General features: G+C 68.1%; 17 protein-coding genes. 13 read left to right on the forward strand and 4 right to left on the reverse strand.

Annotated features, from left to right (window positions below):
- The first annotated feature begins 4 nt into the window (after positions 1-4).
- Positions 5-133 (forward strand): DUF2681 domain-containing protein, encoded by a 129-nt coding sequence (locus tag G1H11_RS25335; RefSeq protein WP_216843956.1) that lies wholly within the window; start codon positions 5-7, stop codon positions 131-133.
- A gap of 54 nt (positions 134-187) precedes the next feature.
- Entirely contained in the window at positions 188-1519 is a 1332-nt protein-coding gene (locus G1H11_RS19965; RefSeq protein WP_163820354.1) for a M20/M25/M40 family metallo-hydrolase, read from the forward strand.
- Between the two features lie 41 nt (positions 1520-1560).
- Here the strand turns inward: G1H11_RS19965 and G1H11_RS19970 are convergent, their stop codons facing one another.
- Positions 1561-1791: a DUF5703 family protein gene (locus G1H11_RS19970; protein ID WP_163820355.1), complete on the reverse strand. Its 231-nt coding sequence runs from the start codon at positions 1789-1791 to the stop codon at positions 1561-1563.
- 58 nt (positions 1792-1849) lie between these two features.
- Here G1H11_RS19970 and G1H11_RS19975 point away from each other — a divergent pair, with 58 nt between their 5' ends.
- On the forward strand, positions 1850-2467 hold the full coding sequence (locus G1H11_RS19975) for a hypothetical protein (RefSeq protein WP_163820356.1): 618 nt from the start codon (positions 1850-1852) through the stop codon (positions 2465-2467).
- Positions 2468-2743: 276 nt separating this feature from the next.
- On the forward strand, positions 2744-4405 hold the full coding sequence (locus G1H11_RS19980) for a metallophosphoesterase (RefSeq protein ID WP_163820421.1): 1662 nt from the start codon (positions 2744-2746) through the stop codon (positions 4403-4405).
- A 16-nt stretch (positions 4406-4421) separates the two neighbouring features.
- Here the strand turns inward: G1H11_RS19980 and G1H11_RS19985 are convergent, their stop codons facing one another.
- Positions 4422-5375 (reverse strand): aldo/keto reductase, encoded by a 954-nt coding sequence (locus G1H11_RS19985; protein WP_163820357.1) that lies wholly within the window; start codon positions 5373-5375, stop codon positions 4422-4424.
- A 141-nt stretch (positions 5376-5516) separates the two neighbouring features.
- Here G1H11_RS19985 and G1H11_RS19990 point away from each other — a divergent pair, with 141 nt between their 5' ends.
- Together G1H11_RS19990 and G1H11_RS19995 are read left to right on the forward strand one after the other, a co-directional pair.
- Positions 5517-6566: an LLM class F420-dependent oxidoreductase gene (locus G1H11_RS19990; protein WP_163820358.1), complete on the forward strand. Its 1050-nt coding sequence runs from the start codon at positions 5517-5519 to the stop codon at positions 6564-6566.
- A gap of 52 nt (positions 6567-6618) precedes the next feature.
- Positions 6619-7512, forward strand: coding sequence for an undecaprenyl-diphosphate phosphatase (locus G1H11_RS19995; RefSeq protein ID WP_163820359.1), 894 nt, complete (start codon positions 6619-6621; stop codon positions 7510-7512).
- A gap of 531 nt (positions 7513-8043) precedes the next feature.
- On the opposite strand, the gene G1H11_RS27205 is transcribed toward G1H11_RS19995, so the two are convergent.
- Entirely contained in the window at positions 8044-9141 is a 1098-nt protein-coding gene (locus tag G1H11_RS27205; protein WP_163820360.1) for a peptidoglycan DD-metalloendopeptidase family protein, read from the reverse strand.
- 52 nt (positions 9142-9193) lie between these two features.
- Between G1H11_RS27205 and G1H11_RS20005 the strand changes: the two genes are divergently transcribed.
- From G1H11_RS20005 to G1H11_RS20035, 7 genes are all read left to right on the forward strand, one after another.
- Positions 9194-9529 (forward strand): hypothetical protein, encoded by a 336-nt coding sequence (locus tag G1H11_RS20005; RefSeq protein ID WP_163820361.1) that lies wholly within the window; start codon positions 9194-9196, stop codon positions 9527-9529.
- Positions 9530-9825: 296 nt separating this feature from the next.
- Positions 9826-10506 carry an MSMEG_4193 family putative phosphomutase gene (locus G1H11_RS20010; RefSeq protein WP_163820362.1) on the forward strand — a complete coding sequence of 227 codons (681 nt, stop codon included), beginning with the start codon at positions 9826-9828 and terminating at the stop codon, positions 10504-10506.
- A gap of 10 nt (positions 10507-10516) precedes the next feature.
- A complete protein-coding gene (locus G1H11_RS20015) occupies positions 10517-11089 on the forward strand; it encodes a DUF3090 family protein (RefSeq protein WP_163820363.1) in 573 nt (190 codons plus the stop codon).
- Positions 11090-11097: 8 nt separating this feature from the next.
- Positions 11098-11952, forward strand: a complete 855-nt coding sequence (locus tag G1H11_RS20020) for an SCO1664 family protein (RefSeq protein ID WP_216843958.1) — start codon at positions 11098-11100, stop codon at positions 11950-11952.
- A 19-nt stretch (positions 11953-11971) separates the two neighbouring features.
- Positions 11972-13207: a cysteine--1-D-myo-inosityl 2-amino-2-deoxy-alpha-D-glucopyranoside ligase gene (gene mshC / locus G1H11_RS20025; RefSeq protein WP_163820364.1), complete on the forward strand. Its 1236-nt coding sequence runs from the start codon at positions 11972-11974 to the stop codon at positions 13205-13207.
- Positions 13208-13341: 134 nt separating this feature from the next.
- Positions 13342-14268 (forward strand): pyridoxal 5'-phosphate synthase lyase subunit PdxS, encoded by a 927-nt coding sequence (gene pdxS, locus G1H11_RS20030; RefSeq protein ID WP_163820365.1) that lies wholly within the window; start codon positions 13342-13344, stop codon positions 14266-14268.
- A gap of 15 nt (positions 14269-14283) precedes the next feature.
- Entirely contained in the window at positions 14284-14820 is a 537-nt protein-coding gene (locus tag G1H11_RS20035; RefSeq protein ID WP_163820366.1) for an NUDIX hydrolase, read from the forward strand.
- 34 nt (positions 14821-14854) lie between these two features.
- Here the strand turns inward: G1H11_RS20035 and G1H11_RS20040 are convergent, their stop codons facing one another.
- Positions 14855-15646 carry an SDR family NAD(P)-dependent oxidoreductase gene (locus tag G1H11_RS20040; RefSeq protein ID WP_163820367.1) on the reverse strand — a complete coding sequence of 264 codons (792 nt, stop codon included), beginning with the start codon at positions 15644-15646 and terminating at the stop codon, positions 14855-14857.
- Positions 15647-15768: the final 122 nt, after the last annotated feature.

Here is a 15768-nt window from a genome sequence, read left to right on the forward strand (position 1 = left end):
TGCCGTGGACGCGGAGACATTCATCTGGACGTTGGTCTTCTTCGGTGGAACTGTGCTGATCGTGGCGTTCTTGTTCTACTGGTCGTGGAAGAAGGACCGCGAGAAGTCACGGGGAGACGAGCCGGAGGGCTAGCGTCCCGTACCGCTGTCTCGAGCGCTCCTCGGGCCGACCGTTAGGCTTGAGGGCATGCCTGACTTCTCCTTGCCTGCCCCGACGCGCGCTCCAGATGCCGACGTTGTCGAACTGTGCCGAGACCTCATCAGGATCGACACCTCCAACTACGGTGACCACAGCGGCCCGGGAGAGCGCAAGGCCGCGGAGTACGTTGCCGGGCAACTCGCCGAGGTCGGCCTGGAGCCCATCGTCATGGAATCCGCGCCCGGCCGGGCATCCGTGTTCGCCCGGGTCGACGGCGCCGACCCTCGCCGCACGGACGCGCTGCTGATCCATGGACACCTCGACGTGGTTCCGGCGGACGCCTCCGACTGGACGTACGACCCCTTCTCCGGCGAGATCGCCGACGGGTGTGTCTGGGGACGGGGGGCGGTGGACATGAAGGACATGGACGCCATGACCCTGTCGGTGATCCGCGACCGGGTGCGTTCCGGCCGGCTGCCCGACCGGCCGGTGGTCCTCGCCTTCCTGGCCGACGAGGAACACGGCGGCGTCATGGGAGCGCACTGGGCCGTGGACCATCACGCCCACCTGTTCGACGGAGTCACCGAGGCGATCGGCGAGGTGGGCGGATTCAGCCTCACCGTCCGAGACGACCTGCGCCTGTACCTCATCGAGACCGCGCAGAAGGGCATCGCGTGGATGCGGCTGACGGTCGACGGCAGGGCAGGGCACGGCTCGATGCTGTCCAGTGAGAACGCCGTGACGGAACTGTCCGAGGCTGTCGCCCGGCTCGGCCGCCACCCGTGGCCGGTGCGGATGACGCCCGCGGTCCGGGCGTTCCTCGACGCCGCAAGTGAGGCGTACGGCGTCGAGCTGGATCCCGAGAACCCGGAGCAGTTGCTCAGTGTGCTCGGGGGCATCGGCAAGATCATCGGCGCGACAGTCCGCAACACCACCAACCCGACCATGCTGAAGGCGGGCTACAAGCACAATGTCATCCCGGGCCGCGCTGAGGCGTACGTGGACGGCCGGTTCCTTCCCGGGTACGAGGCAGAGTTCGAGGCCACGCTCGACGAGGTGCTCGGCCCCAAGGTCAAGCGCGAGAACCTGGTCCACGACATCGCGGTGGAGACGGAGTTCCACGGCAACCTGGTGGACGCCATGAGCGCGGCACTGGTCGCGGAGGACCCAGCCGCGCGCACGGTTCCGTACTCCCTGTCCGGAGGCACCGACGCCAAGGCGTTCAGCACGCTCGGCATCCGGTGCTTCGGTTTCGCCCCGCTCCGGCTGCCTCCGGAACTGGACTTCGCGGGCATGTTCCATGGTGTCGACGAGCGCGTGCCTACCGACAGTCTGCGATTCGGCGCCCGCGTCCTGGATCGCTTCCTCGATCTGGCTTGAGCGCCTGGCCACCGGCAGAGCGCGGAGCCGGCGCTGAGGCGTCACAGCGTGCGGCGAACCCGCAGAATCCGCCGCCGGAGGGTGACCTTGCGAGTGCCGTCGGGATAGCGGCGCAGCCGGGCAAGCTCCCAGCGGCCGTACTCGGCGTGTTCGGCCAGCAGCCGGCGGGCCGCGCCGCGGGAGGTGTCCCGGGGAAGGAAGAGGTGCCAAAACTCGTACTCGGTGGCGCCGGCGAACCTCGATCCGCTCCGCGCCGCCACCGAATGTTCCATCCGCATATCTTGCCACGCCTCGTGCTCAGCTCTCACGCAACCGGTACGGTCGTGCATTGTGACGAATGATCCGCAGGACCGCGGCCGCCTGCACGCCGCCCTCGAGGTCCTCACCGAGGCCCTCGAGAACCATCTGGAAGCCTGTCTGGCCCGCTCCGGCGAGGCGGACGTCGCTGTTCAATCCGCGTATACAGCGTTGCGTCATGCCGCGGAGCGCTACGACGACCTGCTCTTCGAGCTCCGGGACGAGGTCACGCCCTGGGAGTTCCCGGAGGGCCCGCACGTCGACATCGAGTACGAGGACCCTGACGCCGAGCCGGCCGCCGTCGGCGTCTTCGTCCGGCGCGACTACGACATCACCGCGCCGGCGGAACTGCTGCGGGCTGGCCGGGGGGCCTACGCGGAGCTGTACCCGGCGCACCCGGGTGAGGCGGCCGAGGCCGACGTGTCGCACATCGGAAGGGCGCTGTACCAGATGCTGCACGCCTACGGGGTCGACGGACTCGACCAGCGGGCCGAGGGATCGGGACTAGGCCCGCGAGGCGGCACCGTCTGGGTGCAGGAGCTCGCCGAGGGAGATACCGAGACGCTGGTCGACGAGCCGTTCGGTGTCGTCGACGACGAGATGCTGATCTACCGGCTGGACGAGGTGATCGACATTGCGGACGACGACTGACAGAATCATTGGTCCAGCCTTTGGTCTACGTTTGCCGACCGGCCGTCCCGGTGACGGCTGAGGACGTGATCGTAGGCGGATCGCCGGTCGGCAGAACCGGAGCGTCGATGCGAGGAGTGTGGTCACGTGCGAGGACTGTCCAGGGCGATCAGGCCGCTGCTGATCGGCATCGCGGCGCTGGCGGTGGCCGTTCCAGCGCACGCCGAATCGGGAGAGCCAGCCGTGAGCCACGAGTTCCGGGTCTACCCGTACCTGCAGAATCCCTCCGACGAGGGCATGACGCTTACCTGGTTCACCACCACGGCGGAGCCGGGAGAGCTGCTGCTGCGTGGGCCCGGGCTGAAGGGAACGGCTCGCTATGCCACCGAGCCGGTGCTCGAGGAAGCACTCGACTACACCGAGGCCGAGCTCGCTCAAGAGATCGCAGGGCTGGCGCAGGGGTCCTGGTTGCATCAAGGCCGGAACTACAAGCACACCGTCGACATCACCGGTCTGCGCGCCGGGAGTCGCTACCGGTACACCGTGCGGGCCGGTGACGCGACGCGGTCCGGCGGCTTCTCCACGGCGCCGAGCACGGACCGGTGGAACCGCATCCGGTTCGTCGCGCTGGCGGACGCCGAAACCGAGCCGCTGGGCCGGGTCCAGCGGCGGGAGTGGGCTCCCGGCGCGCTGGCGGACGGATTTGCCGCTCGCCCGTCCGCTGAGGAAGGCGGCACCTGGGACGGCGTGTTCGGCACCACCGTACTGTCGCAGGTGCGCACGTTGCGGTACATGCTCACCGAAGACGAGGGCTACCGCGAGAACTTGCGGATCATCGACAGGCGCCGTCCGGACTTCGTGATGATGCCGGGCGACCTGGTGCAGGGCGGAGGCTACCAGCCGGGCTGGGACGAGTTCTTCCGGCATAATGCCGGCGAGGTCGGCGGCGGTCTGTCGGAGCGCCCCATACTCCCCGCGCTCGGCAACTGGGAGAACTTCGGCGCTCTCAACGGTGGCTACGGCACGCCGGACGACCGCATGCCGGTGGTCCGCAGCCGGGACAAGTACCACGCCTACTTCGACTCGCCGGACAACGGCACGCCGGCGCACCGGGACAATTACTACCGCGTCGACTACGGTCCCGTCACCGTCATCACCCTGGACAGCTCCAACGGTGAGCCCGATGACGCGCCGGCCAACTACCCCGACGAGCAGAAGGCCACCGGGCAGCAGTTCAACGGTCCCGGCACCGACACACAGAACAACTACACCCGGGAGGAGTACGAGGCTGCGGGAGGCACCGACCTCGCCGACTTCAACCCCGGCAGTGTCCAGTGGAACTGGGCTGAGGAACAGCTCGCCGACGCCCGCGCTCGTGGCCAGATCATCTTCGTGCAGTTCCACCATGCGCCGTTCAGCAGTGGTGAACACGGCTTGCCGATGGATCACGCCTTCACCAGCGGCCAGGGCGGTACGCCAATGCGCCAGTACCAGCCGATGTTCGAGGAGTACGACGTCACCGCGGTGCTGTCCGGACACAGTGAGATGTTCGAGCGTAGCTTCGTCGACGAGGACGGCGATGGCGTAGGCGTGTACTACTACGACGTCGGTGTGGCGGGCGACGGGCTGCGAGGCGAGCGGCGAGACGGCTCGTCGCTGGACGATCCGCTGCTTTCCTACAATCCCTTCAGCGAGTGGACCGCAGACCAGCACGAACCTGAGCGATGGGAGCTGGTCGACGGCGTTCTCCAGCTCGTCGAAGGCGGAAAGCACTACGGCCATCTTGAGGTGGACGTCGAGCGGCGCCCGAACGGCGTCCGGGTGACGATGACTCCTGTGTACGTCTTTCCCGTGCTGGACGGCGACTACCGTCTCCAGCGCACCGAGCGGCGCGTGTACGACGACGTGCTGGTCCTTGACCTCGACTCCAGCGGCCGGGCCAGAGCGGTCACCGGTTAGTGCCCTGCGTGACCCGCTACAGGGCAGGCGCGGAGACCTCGTCCAGGGCGGTTCGGATCTCCTCCGGCAGTTCGAGGTCTTCGCAGGCCAGCTGTGCATGCAACTGGTTGGCCGTGCGCGCGCCGAGAAGCGGTGCCGTGACGCCCGGGCGGTCCCTCACCCAGGCGAGTGCCACTTCCAGAGGCTGAACACCGAGTCCGCTCGCCGCGGTGCACACGGCCTCGACCACCTGCCGGGACCGGGCGTCCAGATACGGGTCGACGAAACCGGCCATGTGAGCGGCGGCCGCCCGGGAGTCCGCCGGCGTGCCGCCACGATATTTGCCGGTGAGCACGCCGCGGCCGAGTGGGGACCACGGCAGCAGGCCGATCCCGAACTGGACGGCGGCAGGGACGATCTCGCGTTCCACGCCGCGTTGGACAAGGGAGTACTCCACCTGGGTGGAGATGAGCGGAGCGCGATCGATGCCGCCGCGCTGATGCGCCGCCGCCCATGCGGTCTGCCAGCCGGCGTAGTTCGAGATCCCGACGTAGCGGGCCCGGCCGGACGCGACCGCGAAATCCAGAGTGGCCAGGGTCTCCTCGAGCGGCGTCTCGTCGTGCCAGGTGTGAACCTGCCACAGGTCCACGTAGTCCAGGTCCAGCCGGTCGAGTGACTCGTCGAGCTGGTCCAGCAGAGCTTTGCGAGACGTGTCGTCCACATCCTTGCCGAACGGTCCCGACCGGCCCGCCTTCGTGGCGATGACCAGATCGGACCTGGGCACCGTCTTGCCGATCAGCGCGCCCAGGACGGACTCGCTGGCGCCGTCGCCGTACGAGGCGGCCGTGTCGATCAACGTCCCTCCGGCCTCCACGAACGCCTCGAGCTGCTCCCGGGCCTCATGCTCATCGGTGTCGCGGCCCCAGCTCAGTGTCCCCAGGGCCAGCCGCGAGACGCGAAGCCCGCTGTTTCCCAGCCGTCGCATTTCCACAGGGTGAGCGTACCTGCCGGCCACCGGTCCGCACTGGTGAACTCGCTGTGGTGACGCGCACAAGAGTGAAAGCCCCGAGCGCACCTACTCGCGACGACGGGCCCGTCATGGGGCGAGCCGCACGACCGGTAGAGTCGCCCTGTGCAGCTGGCGTTGAACCTCGGGTACTGGGGCTCGGGCACTCATCAGGACAATGTTCACCTCGCTCAGGAGGCGGAACGCCTCGGCTACGCCAGCGTGTGGGCCGCCGAAGCGTACGGTTCAGACGCGCCCACGGTGCTGTCGTGGATCGCCGCCCGCACCGAGCGGATCGACGTCGGCAGTGCCGTGATGCAGATACCGGCTCGCACACCCGCCACCACGGCCATGACGGCCGCCACGATCGACGCGATGTCCGGCGGACGGTTCCGCCTCGGCCTCGGCGTCTCCGGCCCCCAGGTATCCGAGGGCTGGCACGGGGTACGGTTCGACCACCCGCTGGCGCGCACCCGGGAGTACGTGGAGATCGTCCGCAAGGTGCTGTCCCGCGGCAGGCTGACCTATGACGGTCAGCACTGGACGCTGCCGCTGCCGGACGGTCCCGGGAAGTCCCTCCAGCTGACGGTGCATCCGGTCCGGGAGAGCATTCCGGTGTATCTGGCGGCCATCGGCCCGAAGAATCTCGAGCTCACCGGCCAGATCGCCGACGGCTGGCTCGCCATCTTCTACGCGCCCGAGCACGCCGCGGTCGCCCTGGATCGCCTTCGCGCCGGGAGTGCCGCCGCGGGCCGGTCCCTCGACGGCTTCGACGTGGTGCCCACGGTTCCCGTGGTCATCGGCGATGACGTCGCGGCCTGCGCTGATCAGGTGCGTTCCTACGCCGCCCTGTACCTCGGCGGCATGGGAAGCCGGGAGAAGAACTTCTACAACCAGCTGGCGGTCCGGATGGGTTTCGAGGCGGGCGCGGCCAAGGTCCAGGAACTGTTCCTCGATCGGCAGCACCGGGCGGCGGCGGCCGCGGTTCCTCACGACTTCATCGACCAGACGTCGCTGATCGGTTCGCAGGACCGGATCAGCGACCGGTTGCGGGTCTATGCTGACTCGGGCGTCACCACGCTATCCGTAGCACTGCCGGCGGGTACGGCTGAGGAACGCGTGCAGACCCTGCGGTCTATGGCCGACGCACTCGACGCGTCAGGCACCGGGCACTGACCTCCAGCCGCTGGGCACGTCCACTTCTTTCCGACGAGGAGCGCACTGCACGATGGAATGGTTCCAGGCTGTTGTCCTTGGCGTGCTTCAAGGGCTGACGGAGTTCCTTCCCATCTCCTCGAGCGCTCACCTGCGGATCTACCCCCAGTTGTTCGGCTGGCAGGATCCGGGTGCAGCGTTCACCGCCGTGACCCAGATCGGCACCGAGACGGCCGTGATCCTGTACTTCATCAAGGACATCGGCCGGATCATCAACGCGTGGACTCGATCCTTGTTCGGAGGTGGAACCGGGTCGGCACGGATGTCCGCGTCCGCACCGGGCTCCGTGTCCGCTGGAAAGCACCGGCGGTTGAACTACGACCCCGCCGAGGCCCGTCTCGGCTGGTTCGTCATCCTCGGCACCGTCCCGATCGTGGTCGCCGGGATCGCCCTGAAGGACGTCATCGAAGGCGACTTCAGGTCGCTGTGGATCATCGGCACCACGTTGATCGTGCTCGGCATCGTACTCGGCATCGCGGACTCCGTCGGTTCAAAGAACAGGTCGGTAGGGGACCTGAGGCTGCGCGATGCGCTCCTGGTCGGCCTTGCGCAAGCGCTCGCCCTTGTCCCAGGTGTGTCGCGGTCCGGAGCCTCGATCAGCATGGGTCTCCTGCTCGGGCTGGACCGTCCGACGGCGGCGCGGTTCGCCTTCCTGCTCGCCATCCCGGCGGTTCTGGGCGCCGGCATCTACGAATGGCCTTCGGCGATGTCCGAGGGATCGGTCTACGGAATGGGACCGACGCTGGTGGCGACCGTCGTGTCCTTCGTCGTCGGCTACTCCGTCATCGCGTGGTTGTTCCGCTGGCTGAATCGCGGCTCGTTCGCGCCGTTCGTCACCTACCGGATTCTCCTCGGAGCCCTCACGCTGATCCTCCTGACGACGGGCACGCTCGCGCCGTTTGCCTGACCTGTAGCCGGCGTGGTCCCACCGCTCGGCCGATGACCGGCGGTCGTCGTTTGGCGCCGCGGCCGGTCCGGAAGACCGGCGGTCGTCGTATGGTGCCGCGGCCGGTCCGGAAGACCGGCGGTTGATCCCAGGGGCGGCCGGACTCGAGGGCGGTCGGCCCTAGGGCCGGCGGGCTCGAGGTGGTCTGCCGTCGGCTGTGGTGATTGCCATGGGGGTTTGGGTCGGGGCTCTCGGGCTGGAGACCGCCAGTGATGGCGCCGTGGGTGATCGTCGTGTGGGTTTGGGCCGGACTACGGGGGATCGGGCCGGGTGTGTGAATGGTCGTGTTGGGAATCGCCGTCCAGAGCGGGCGAAATTCACTCGACGTGTCCCACGTCGACTGTGGTGATTGCCGTGTAGGATTCCGCCGCGGTGTTTGTGCTGGTCGGCGTGCTCGTGATGATCGCCGTGGGAGTTTCGCCCGGTCCACGACCGTCGTGAAGATCGTCGTGCGCAAAACAGCCGTGGTGGTAACTCCGGGCGGTCGGGTCGTCAGGGTAGCCAGGGCCGCGGGTCGGTGTGCTGCCCGTTGAGGCGCACCTCGAAGTGCAGATGCGGACCCGTCGAATAGCCGGTGGATCCGATCTTCCCGATGACCTGGCCCTTCTCGACCTTCTGCCCGACGCTGACGCTGAGTCCACTCTGATGAGCGTAAAGCGTGGTCAGCCGGCGCCCTTCGAAATCACCGTGGTCGACGATCACCATGTTGCCGTAGGCGGTGTTGTATTTGGCTTCGATCACCGTTCCGGCGTCGGCGGCGTAGATGTTCCCGTCGCCGCGGCCGAAGTCGATGCCGGTGTGCATCTTGACGTAGCCGAGGATGGGATGCAGCCTCGAGCCGTATTCCGAGGTCACTGCACCATTGCCCGGGCGGATGAAGTCTCCGGTGCCGTATCCGGGCCCGAAATCTTCCTCGGCCAGGCCGCCGAGATACTCGCCGACCGCGGTGGCCTCGTCGATCTGCTCCATGTACAGCTTGTAATCCTCGAGCTTGGCCTCCTCGGCCAGCTGGAGGGCGGTCTCGTACTCCTCTTGTTTCTCTTGCCGGTTGGTACGCGCCTTCTTTGCGCGGGCCTCGGCCTTCTCGGCGTCCGAGCGGGCCTCGGCGGCTTCCTGGGCGAGCTGCTCCTGCTCCTCGCGCTGGCCTTCCAGAACCGACAGTGAATTTCGCATGTCCGCTTGGTCGGCGGCCAGCCGGCCGAGTGCGGTGTCGCTTGCCCGGAGCAAGGTCCGCATGCCGACGTACCGGTTGCTGAGATCCTCGGGCGATTCGGCACCGAGCAGTACGCCGATCGTGGCGAGTCCGTTGTTCTGGTAGGCCTCTCGAACCACAGTCCCGAGGGCATCGCGTGCGCCGTCGGTTTGAGTGCGGATCGACTCGATCTCCCGCTGCGTGCGCTCGACGACCTGAATGGCGATCTTCAGCTCTTTGCGGGCGTCTTCGTCGGCTTCCTTGGCCGCCTCAGCCTCTTCCCGCGCCGCGTCGAGATCGGCGTCCGCGTCGTCGATCTGGGACAGGATCTCGTACAGCAGACGTTGCGCTTCCGCCACCGCGACGGTCTGGGCGTCCAGCAGCGCGGCCTCGTACACCTCTTGGGGGTCCCGCCGGTCCTGGTCCTCCGGATCGGTCGACGGGTCCTGCGTGGACGGCGACGTGGGCTGCGGGGTGTCCTCGGCGTCCGGCTCGTCGCTGGGCTCGTCGGTCGGCTCGTCACTCGGCTCCGCGGTGGGATCGTCCGTCGGAGACGGCGTGGGCCTGGGCGTCTTGGTGGGTGACGGCGTAGGGCTTGGTGTCTTGGTAGGCGTCGGTGTCGAAGACGGTGTGCTGGTAGGCGTAGGCGTCTTCGTGGGCGACGGCGTACCGGTAGCCGTGGGGGACGGCGAGCTCGTGAGCGTGGCCGTGGGAGGCGGGCTGGTGGTCTGGGTAGGACTGGAGGAGGGCGGTGGCGAGTCCGTCGGCTGGGGTGTTACCCCGTGAACCTGGGCCGGCATCGCGAGAGCCGACAACACCAGGCCAGAGCTGGCCAAGGCCGCGGCAATGACGTCACGTAGAGGGCGCCGCATCAGAAAGTGTCTACTCCTTTCGGCCCGGTGCGAGGCCTTGTGGGCCGGAGGCGCCGGAATACCACGGACGCGAAGTATGTCCTCGTCATACCTAAACCCATTCCCCGTCATTGTGCGACCCGTAGCTGTGCATTATGTGGAAAACCACCACGCCAAATAGTACAGATCGGACGGTTGGGGCTCACTCTACGCCGTGGATAGGCTGAGGACGTGCCTGTTCTCTTACTCGTGCGTCATGGCCGTACCACGGCCAACGCCGCCGCAACTCTCGCCGGAAGGAGTCCAGGCGTTCTCCTGGACGATACCGGGCAGGAACAGGTCGCCGCCCTGGCGGAACGCGCGCGGGATCTGCGGCCCAGCCTACTGGTGAGCAGCCCTCTCGAGCGCTGCCGGCAGACGGCCAAGGCATTCGGCGCGGACCCGCTGGTGGATCACCGTTTGCAGGAGTGCGACTACGGCGACTGGACCGGACGGCCGCTGGCCGAATTGCGCCGGCTGAAGCTGTGGGCGGTGGTGCAGGAGCATCCGTCGGCGGCGACGTTTCCCGGCGGCGAGTCGCTGCGGGCGATGCAGGCCCGCGCGGTCGAGGCCGTGCGGGACCACGACGCCCAGGTCGCCCGCGAGCACGGGCCGAACGCCGTCTGGGTGGCGTTGTCCCACGGAGACGTGATCAAGTCCGTCATCGCGGACGCGCTCGGCATGCATCTCGACCTGTTTCAGCGCCTGGTCGTCGATCCGGGCTCGGTGACCGCCATCTCCTATACCGAACGACGCCCCTTCCTGCTGCGACTCAACGACACGTCGGCGGAACTGCGCTCGTTCAACCGGAGCCGTCGCGGCCGGCGGGGGCAACCACGCAGTGATGCCACCGTGGGAGGCGGCGCGGGATAGGGTGTGTGACGTGGCTGCTCAGGTGTTCCGTTTCGAATCGCCGGACCGGTTCATCGCCGGTACCGTCGGCGAGCCCGGCGACCGCACGTTCTTCCTCCAGGCACGGGACGATAAACAGCTCGCGAGCGTGGCTCTGGAGAAGGAGCAGGTGGCCGTCCTCGCGGACCGGGTGGACGCGATGCTCGACGAGATCCTGCGGCGCACGGACGGACAGGCGCCCGTACCCATGACGGCCCCCGACACCGAAGACCTGGACCCCCTGGACCAGCCGATCGTCGAGGAGTTCCGGGTGGGAACGCTCACCCTGGCCTGGGACGGCGAACAGGAGCAGGTCGTCATCACGGCTTACGCGGCGGGCGAGCCCGGAACCGAGGAGGAGGACGAGGAGCCGCCGGAGAACCCGGAGGACTCCACCCGGGACGTCTTCGTGGTGCGCCTCACCGGAGCCGAGGCCCGGGCATTCGCGAAGCGGGCGCAGGCGCTCGTGGCGGCCGGGCGGCCGCCGTGTCCCCTCTGCGGGCTGGCCTTGGAGCCGCAGGGGCACATCTGCCCCCGCCAGAACGGCTATCGCCGGCGGGATTGAGAAGGTCCGTGGATCTGCTGGGCCTGCTGGCCAACGGGGACCTTGCCGTCGAGGGGCGGCTCGTGGTCGCCTCGAACGTCACTCTGCTCGGGCGGGTGAGTCACGGCGAGCAGCACGCCCGCTGCGTGTACAAGCCGACCGCGGGGGAGCGGCCGTTGTGGGATTTCCCTGACGCGACGCTCGCCAACCGCGAGGTGGCCGCGTATCTGGTGTCCGAGGCTGCCGGCTGGCACGTGGTTCCGCCGACCGTGCTGCGCGACGACGGCCCTATGGGGCCCGGCATGTGTCAGGCATGGATCGAGCAAACGGAATCGCTCTCCGTGCTGGACAGCGCGGAGCTGGAGATCCCGCTGGTCGGCGCCACCGATACGCCGCCCTGGGTGGACGTCGTGCCCCCAGACCGGATACCGGCAGGCGCGCTGCCGATCCTGCAGGCGCTGGACGGTGACGGTTCCCCCGTCGTCCTCGTGCACGCCGACCATCCGGGCTTGCGGGCGCTGGCCCTGTTCGACGTCGTCGTGAACAATGCCGACCGCAAAGGTGGACACATCCTCACTGGTGACCGGGAGATCGCCGAGCGGATGGCCGGCGTCGTGGGCGTCGATCACGGCGTGTCGTTCCACGAGGAGCCCAAGCTGCGCACCGTGCTGTGGGGCTGGGCGGGCCAGCAGCTCGCCGACCACGAACGGGCAGCGCTGGCCCGCCTCCGGCACAGCCTTGACGCGGAGCTGGGCGAGAGTCTCATGGCGTTGCTTGACGAGGGCGAGGTCGCCGCCCTGAAGGCACGGATTGCAGAATTGCTGCAGGTGGGAAGGATGCCTGAACCCCAAGGGCGGATGCCGGTGCCGTGGCCGGTCTTCTGAGCGATTAGGGTCTGAGGGTATGCGTGCCTGGGCAGCTCCCGAACTACGTTCACTACCCGGCCGCGGCGTCGCCGTCCGGATCAGGGACACCGCGTCGGGTGAGACGAAGGCCGTCGGCGGAGCGCCGGGCGGCTCGGCATCGATGTACGTGTGCGGCATCACGCCCTACGACGCCACGCATCTGGGGCACGCGGCCACCTACGTCGCCTTCGACGTGCTCAATCGAGTTTGGCAGGATGCCGGCCTGACGGTGCGTTACGTGCAGAACGTGACCGACATCGACGACCCTCTCCTGGAGCGTGCCGAACGCGACGGGCGGAACTGGGCGGAGCTCGCCGAGGAGCAGACCGAGCTGTTCCGTGACGACATGGCGTGGCTGGGCGTCGTGCCGCCGTCGGAGTTCGTCAGCGCCGTCGATGCCATACCGTCCGTGCTCGAGCTCATCGGCAGGCTCAAGGACAGGTCCGCCGTGTACGACGTCGACGGTGACCTGTACTTCTCGGTGCGGTCCGATCCGCGGTTCGGAGAGGTGTCCGGACTCGACGCCGGGACGATGCGGGAGCTGTTCGCCGAACGCGGCGGCGACCCGGACCGGGCCGGCAAGCAGGACCCGCTGGACTGCCTTCTGTGGCGGAGGGAGCGCCCGGGCGAGCCGTCGTGGCCGAGCCCGTACGGCCCTGGACGGCCTGGGTGGCACATCGAATGCACGGCGATCGTGTTGCGCCACCTCGACCGCGGCTCGGGCATCGACGTGCAGGCGGGCGGCAACGACCTGATCTTCCCGCATCACGAGATGTGCGCGTCTGAGGCCCACGTGGTCACCGGCCGCCCGTTCGCCCGCGTTTACGCTCACGCCGGGATGATCGGCTATGCGGGTGAGAAGATGTCGAAATCGCTCGGCAATCTCGTATTCGCCCACAGCCTGCGTGAGGAGGGGGCGAACCCCGATGCGGTCCGGCTCGCGCTGTACGCCGACCACTACAGTGCCGACCGGGAGTGGAGCCCCGCGTTGCTGCGGGCGGCCGACGAGCGACTCCGGCGCTGGCGGGCGGCCATGGCGGCACCGTCGGGCGTCGACGGGCTCTTGGTGCTGTCCCGGATCCGGGAGCGGCTAGCTGACAACTTGGATACGCCCGGAGCGCTTCAGGCGATCGACGCGTGGGCGGACGCGACTCTGGCTACCGGCGGCGACGACGACGCGGCTCCGGCCTTGATGCACGCCGCGGCCGACACGTTGCTGGGTGTCCACGTGTGATCTCGGCAGCTACCAGACCACGCTGTGCGTGGCGGCGGCCACAACGGGACGGTGCGCATTTCGGCACCGGGAGGTCGTAGACTAAGGAGTTGGCAGTAGCACGTCCACTTTCAGGCAAAGAGGTTGGATCACACGTGTCCGAGCAGGCGCAGTCCACGTCGCATACGTCCGCCCAGGTCTCCGAGACCGGCACCGCACGCGTGAAGCGGGGAATGGCCGAGATGCTCAAGGGCGGTGTGATCATGGACGTGGTCACACCGGAGCAGGCCAAGATCGCCGAGGACGCCGGCGCGGTCGCCGTGATGGCGCTGGAGCGAGTGCCAGCGGACATCAGGGCGCAGGGCGGTGTCGCCCGGATGAGCGACCCTGACCTGATCGACGGCATCGTCAACACCGTGTCCATTCCGGTGATGGCGAAGGCCCGGATCGGCCACTTCGTCGAGGCCCAGGTGCTGCAGAGCCTGGGTGTGGACTACGTCGACGAGTCCGAGGTGCTCACCCCGGCCGACTACGCCAATCACATCGACAAGTGGCAGTTCACCGTTCCGTTCGTGTGCGGTGCCACCAACCTCGGAGAGGCGTTGCGGCGGATCACCGAAGGCGCGGCGATGATCCGCTCCAAGGGTGAGGCCGGAACCGGCGACGTCTCCAACGCCACTACCCACATGCGCCAGATCCGGGCGCAGATCCGGCAGCTGCAGTCGCTGCCCAAGGACGAGCTGTTCGTGGCGGCGAAGGAGCTTCAGGCTCCGTACGAGCTCGTTCGCGAGGTCGCCGAACTCGGCAAGCTGCCGGTCGTGCTGTTCACCGCTGGCGGGATCGCCACGCCGGCGGACGCCGCGATGATGATGCAGCTCGGCGCGGAGGGTGTCTTCGTCGGCTCGGGAATCTTCAAGTCCGGTGATCCGGCCCGGCGCGCCGAGGCGATCGTGAAGGCCACCACGTTCTACGACGACCCGGACGTGCTCGCCAAGGTGTCGCGCGGGCTGGGCGAGGCGATGGTCGGCATCAACGTCGAAGAGGTGCCGGAACCCCACCGGCTGGCCGAGCGCGGCTGGTAAGCGTCGCGCCGACGTATGAACGCCCCCGACCCGCTGGCCGTTTTCACGGAGTGGGAACAGGATCGCGACGGCGCCTGGGTGCGCAACGCCGCGCGGGCGATCGTCGTCGACGCGCGGGGGCGAACTCTCCTGCTCGAGGGTTTCGACGTCGATGAGCCGGAGCGGCGCTGGTGGTTCACGCCCGGTGGCGGACTTCAGCCCGGCGAGCCCGAGCGTGTGGCGGCGGCGCGGGAGCTGTTCGAGGAGAGCGGCTTAGTCGTGAGCGCCGACGAGCTGGTCGGACCGGTCGCCGCGCGGACGGCGGAGTTCACGTATTTCGGGCGGCGTTGCCGGCAACGCGAGGTGCTCTATTACGCCCAGGTCCAGGAAGCGCCGGGCGTTACCACGGACGGCTGGACCGACGTCGAGCGAGCGTCCGTCACGCAGGCGCGGTGGTGGAATGTGAACGAGCTTGCCGCCAGCGCGGCTGTGGTCTATCCATCAGCGCTTCCCCAGCTGGTAACCCAGTTGCGGGCGGAGGGATGGGACGGCCGCACGCAGGTGATCGACTGATCCGCTCTCGGTATCGTGAGACGCGATGCACTGGTCACCAGAGCGTCCATCCTCCGTCGACCACCACCTCCGAGCCGGTGACGAAACTCGCCTCGTTTGACAGAAGGAATGCGACCGTCGAGGCGACCTCGTCGGGCTCGCCCATCCGGCCCATCGGTGTGGCCTCGCCGAACCCCTGGATCATCTCATCGTCGAGTTCAAGGCTGTCGACCTTGATCATTCCCGGTGAGACGGTGTTGACCCGGATACCCAAGGACGCGGCGGCCACCGCCAGCTCACGGGACATCTGCCGGACAGCGCCCTTCGAGGTCGCGTAGGCGACGCGCCCGGGGCCGAACGGCGTCTCGGTGGAGATCCTGCCGGGATAGAACGCCGGGTTGAGCGCGAGCATGCCGTACACCGAGGCGATGTTGACGATACTGCCGCCGCCGGACTCGCTCATCCGCTTGATGGCGTCGAACGACAAGAACGCGGTCGACTCCACGTTGAGCGCCAGGTTGGCTCGCCATTGCTCCAGGTCCTGCGCGAAAAGCGGCGCGATGTAGGTGTCTCCGACATTGTTGACCAAGCCGGTCATCCGGTGCGTCTGGGCGTCCACGGCCGCCCAGATGGTTTTGCGGCCTTCCTCCGTCGCGACGGCGGCGCTCACGGTGAACACTGTGCCGTTCTCGTCGTCGATCAGTTCGGCGGTCTCATCGAGCATCGACTGGCGCCGGCCGGCGATCAGGCACGCGCGCCCCGAGCGGGCCAACTTGCGCGCGATGGACCGGCCGATCCCCGAGCCGCCACCGGTGACCAGGACGAGCGAGGTTTCATCAGCAGTCATGGCTAACCGTCCAGACACGTCGGTGGACCCGGCAAAGCTAATGAAACATACATTTCGATTACCCGGAGCTTCGCGCCCACCCGGCCGGGTCACAACGCCTTCGGTGTGAACCCGTCACCCGG

Source organism: Phytoactinopolyspora alkaliphila (genome assembly GCF_010550695.1).
Lineage (GTDB): Bacteria > Actinomycetota > Actinomycetes > Jiangellales > Jiangellaceae > Phytoactinopolyspora > Phytoactinopolyspora alkaliphila.

What these genes read in the sequence shown, in the direction of transcription:
- mshC (WP_163820364.1), top strand. Translation starts at nt 11,972, where the DNA reads ATGCGTGCCTGGGCAGCTCCCGAACTACGTTCACTACCCGGCCGCGGC.
- G1H11_RS19980 (WP_163820421.1), top strand. Translation starts at nt 2,744, where the DNA reads ATGACGCTTACCTGGTTCACCACCACGGCGGAGCCGGGAGAGCTGCTG.
- G1H11_RS20035 (WP_163820366.1), top strand. Translation starts at nt 14,284, where the DNA reads ATGAACGCCCCCGACCCGCTGGCCGTTTTCACGGAGTGGGAACAGGAT.
- G1H11_RS20040 (WP_163820367.1), bottom strand. Translation starts at nt 15,646, where the DNA reads ATGACTGCTGATGAAACCTCGCTCGTCCTGGTCACCGGTGGCGGCTCG.
- G1H11_RS19965 (WP_163820354.1), top strand. Translation starts at nt 188, where the DNA reads ATGCCTGACTTCTCCTTGCCTGCCCCGACGCGCGCTCCAGATGCCGAC.
- G1H11_RS19970 (WP_163820355.1), bottom strand. Translation starts at nt 1,791, where the DNA reads ATGGAACATTCGGTGGCGGCGCGGAGCGGATCGAGGTTCGCCGGCGCC.
- G1H11_RS19995 (WP_163820359.1), top strand. Translation starts at nt 6,619, where the DNA reads ATGGAATGGTTCCAGGCTGTTGTCCTTGGCGTGCTTCAAGGGCTGACG.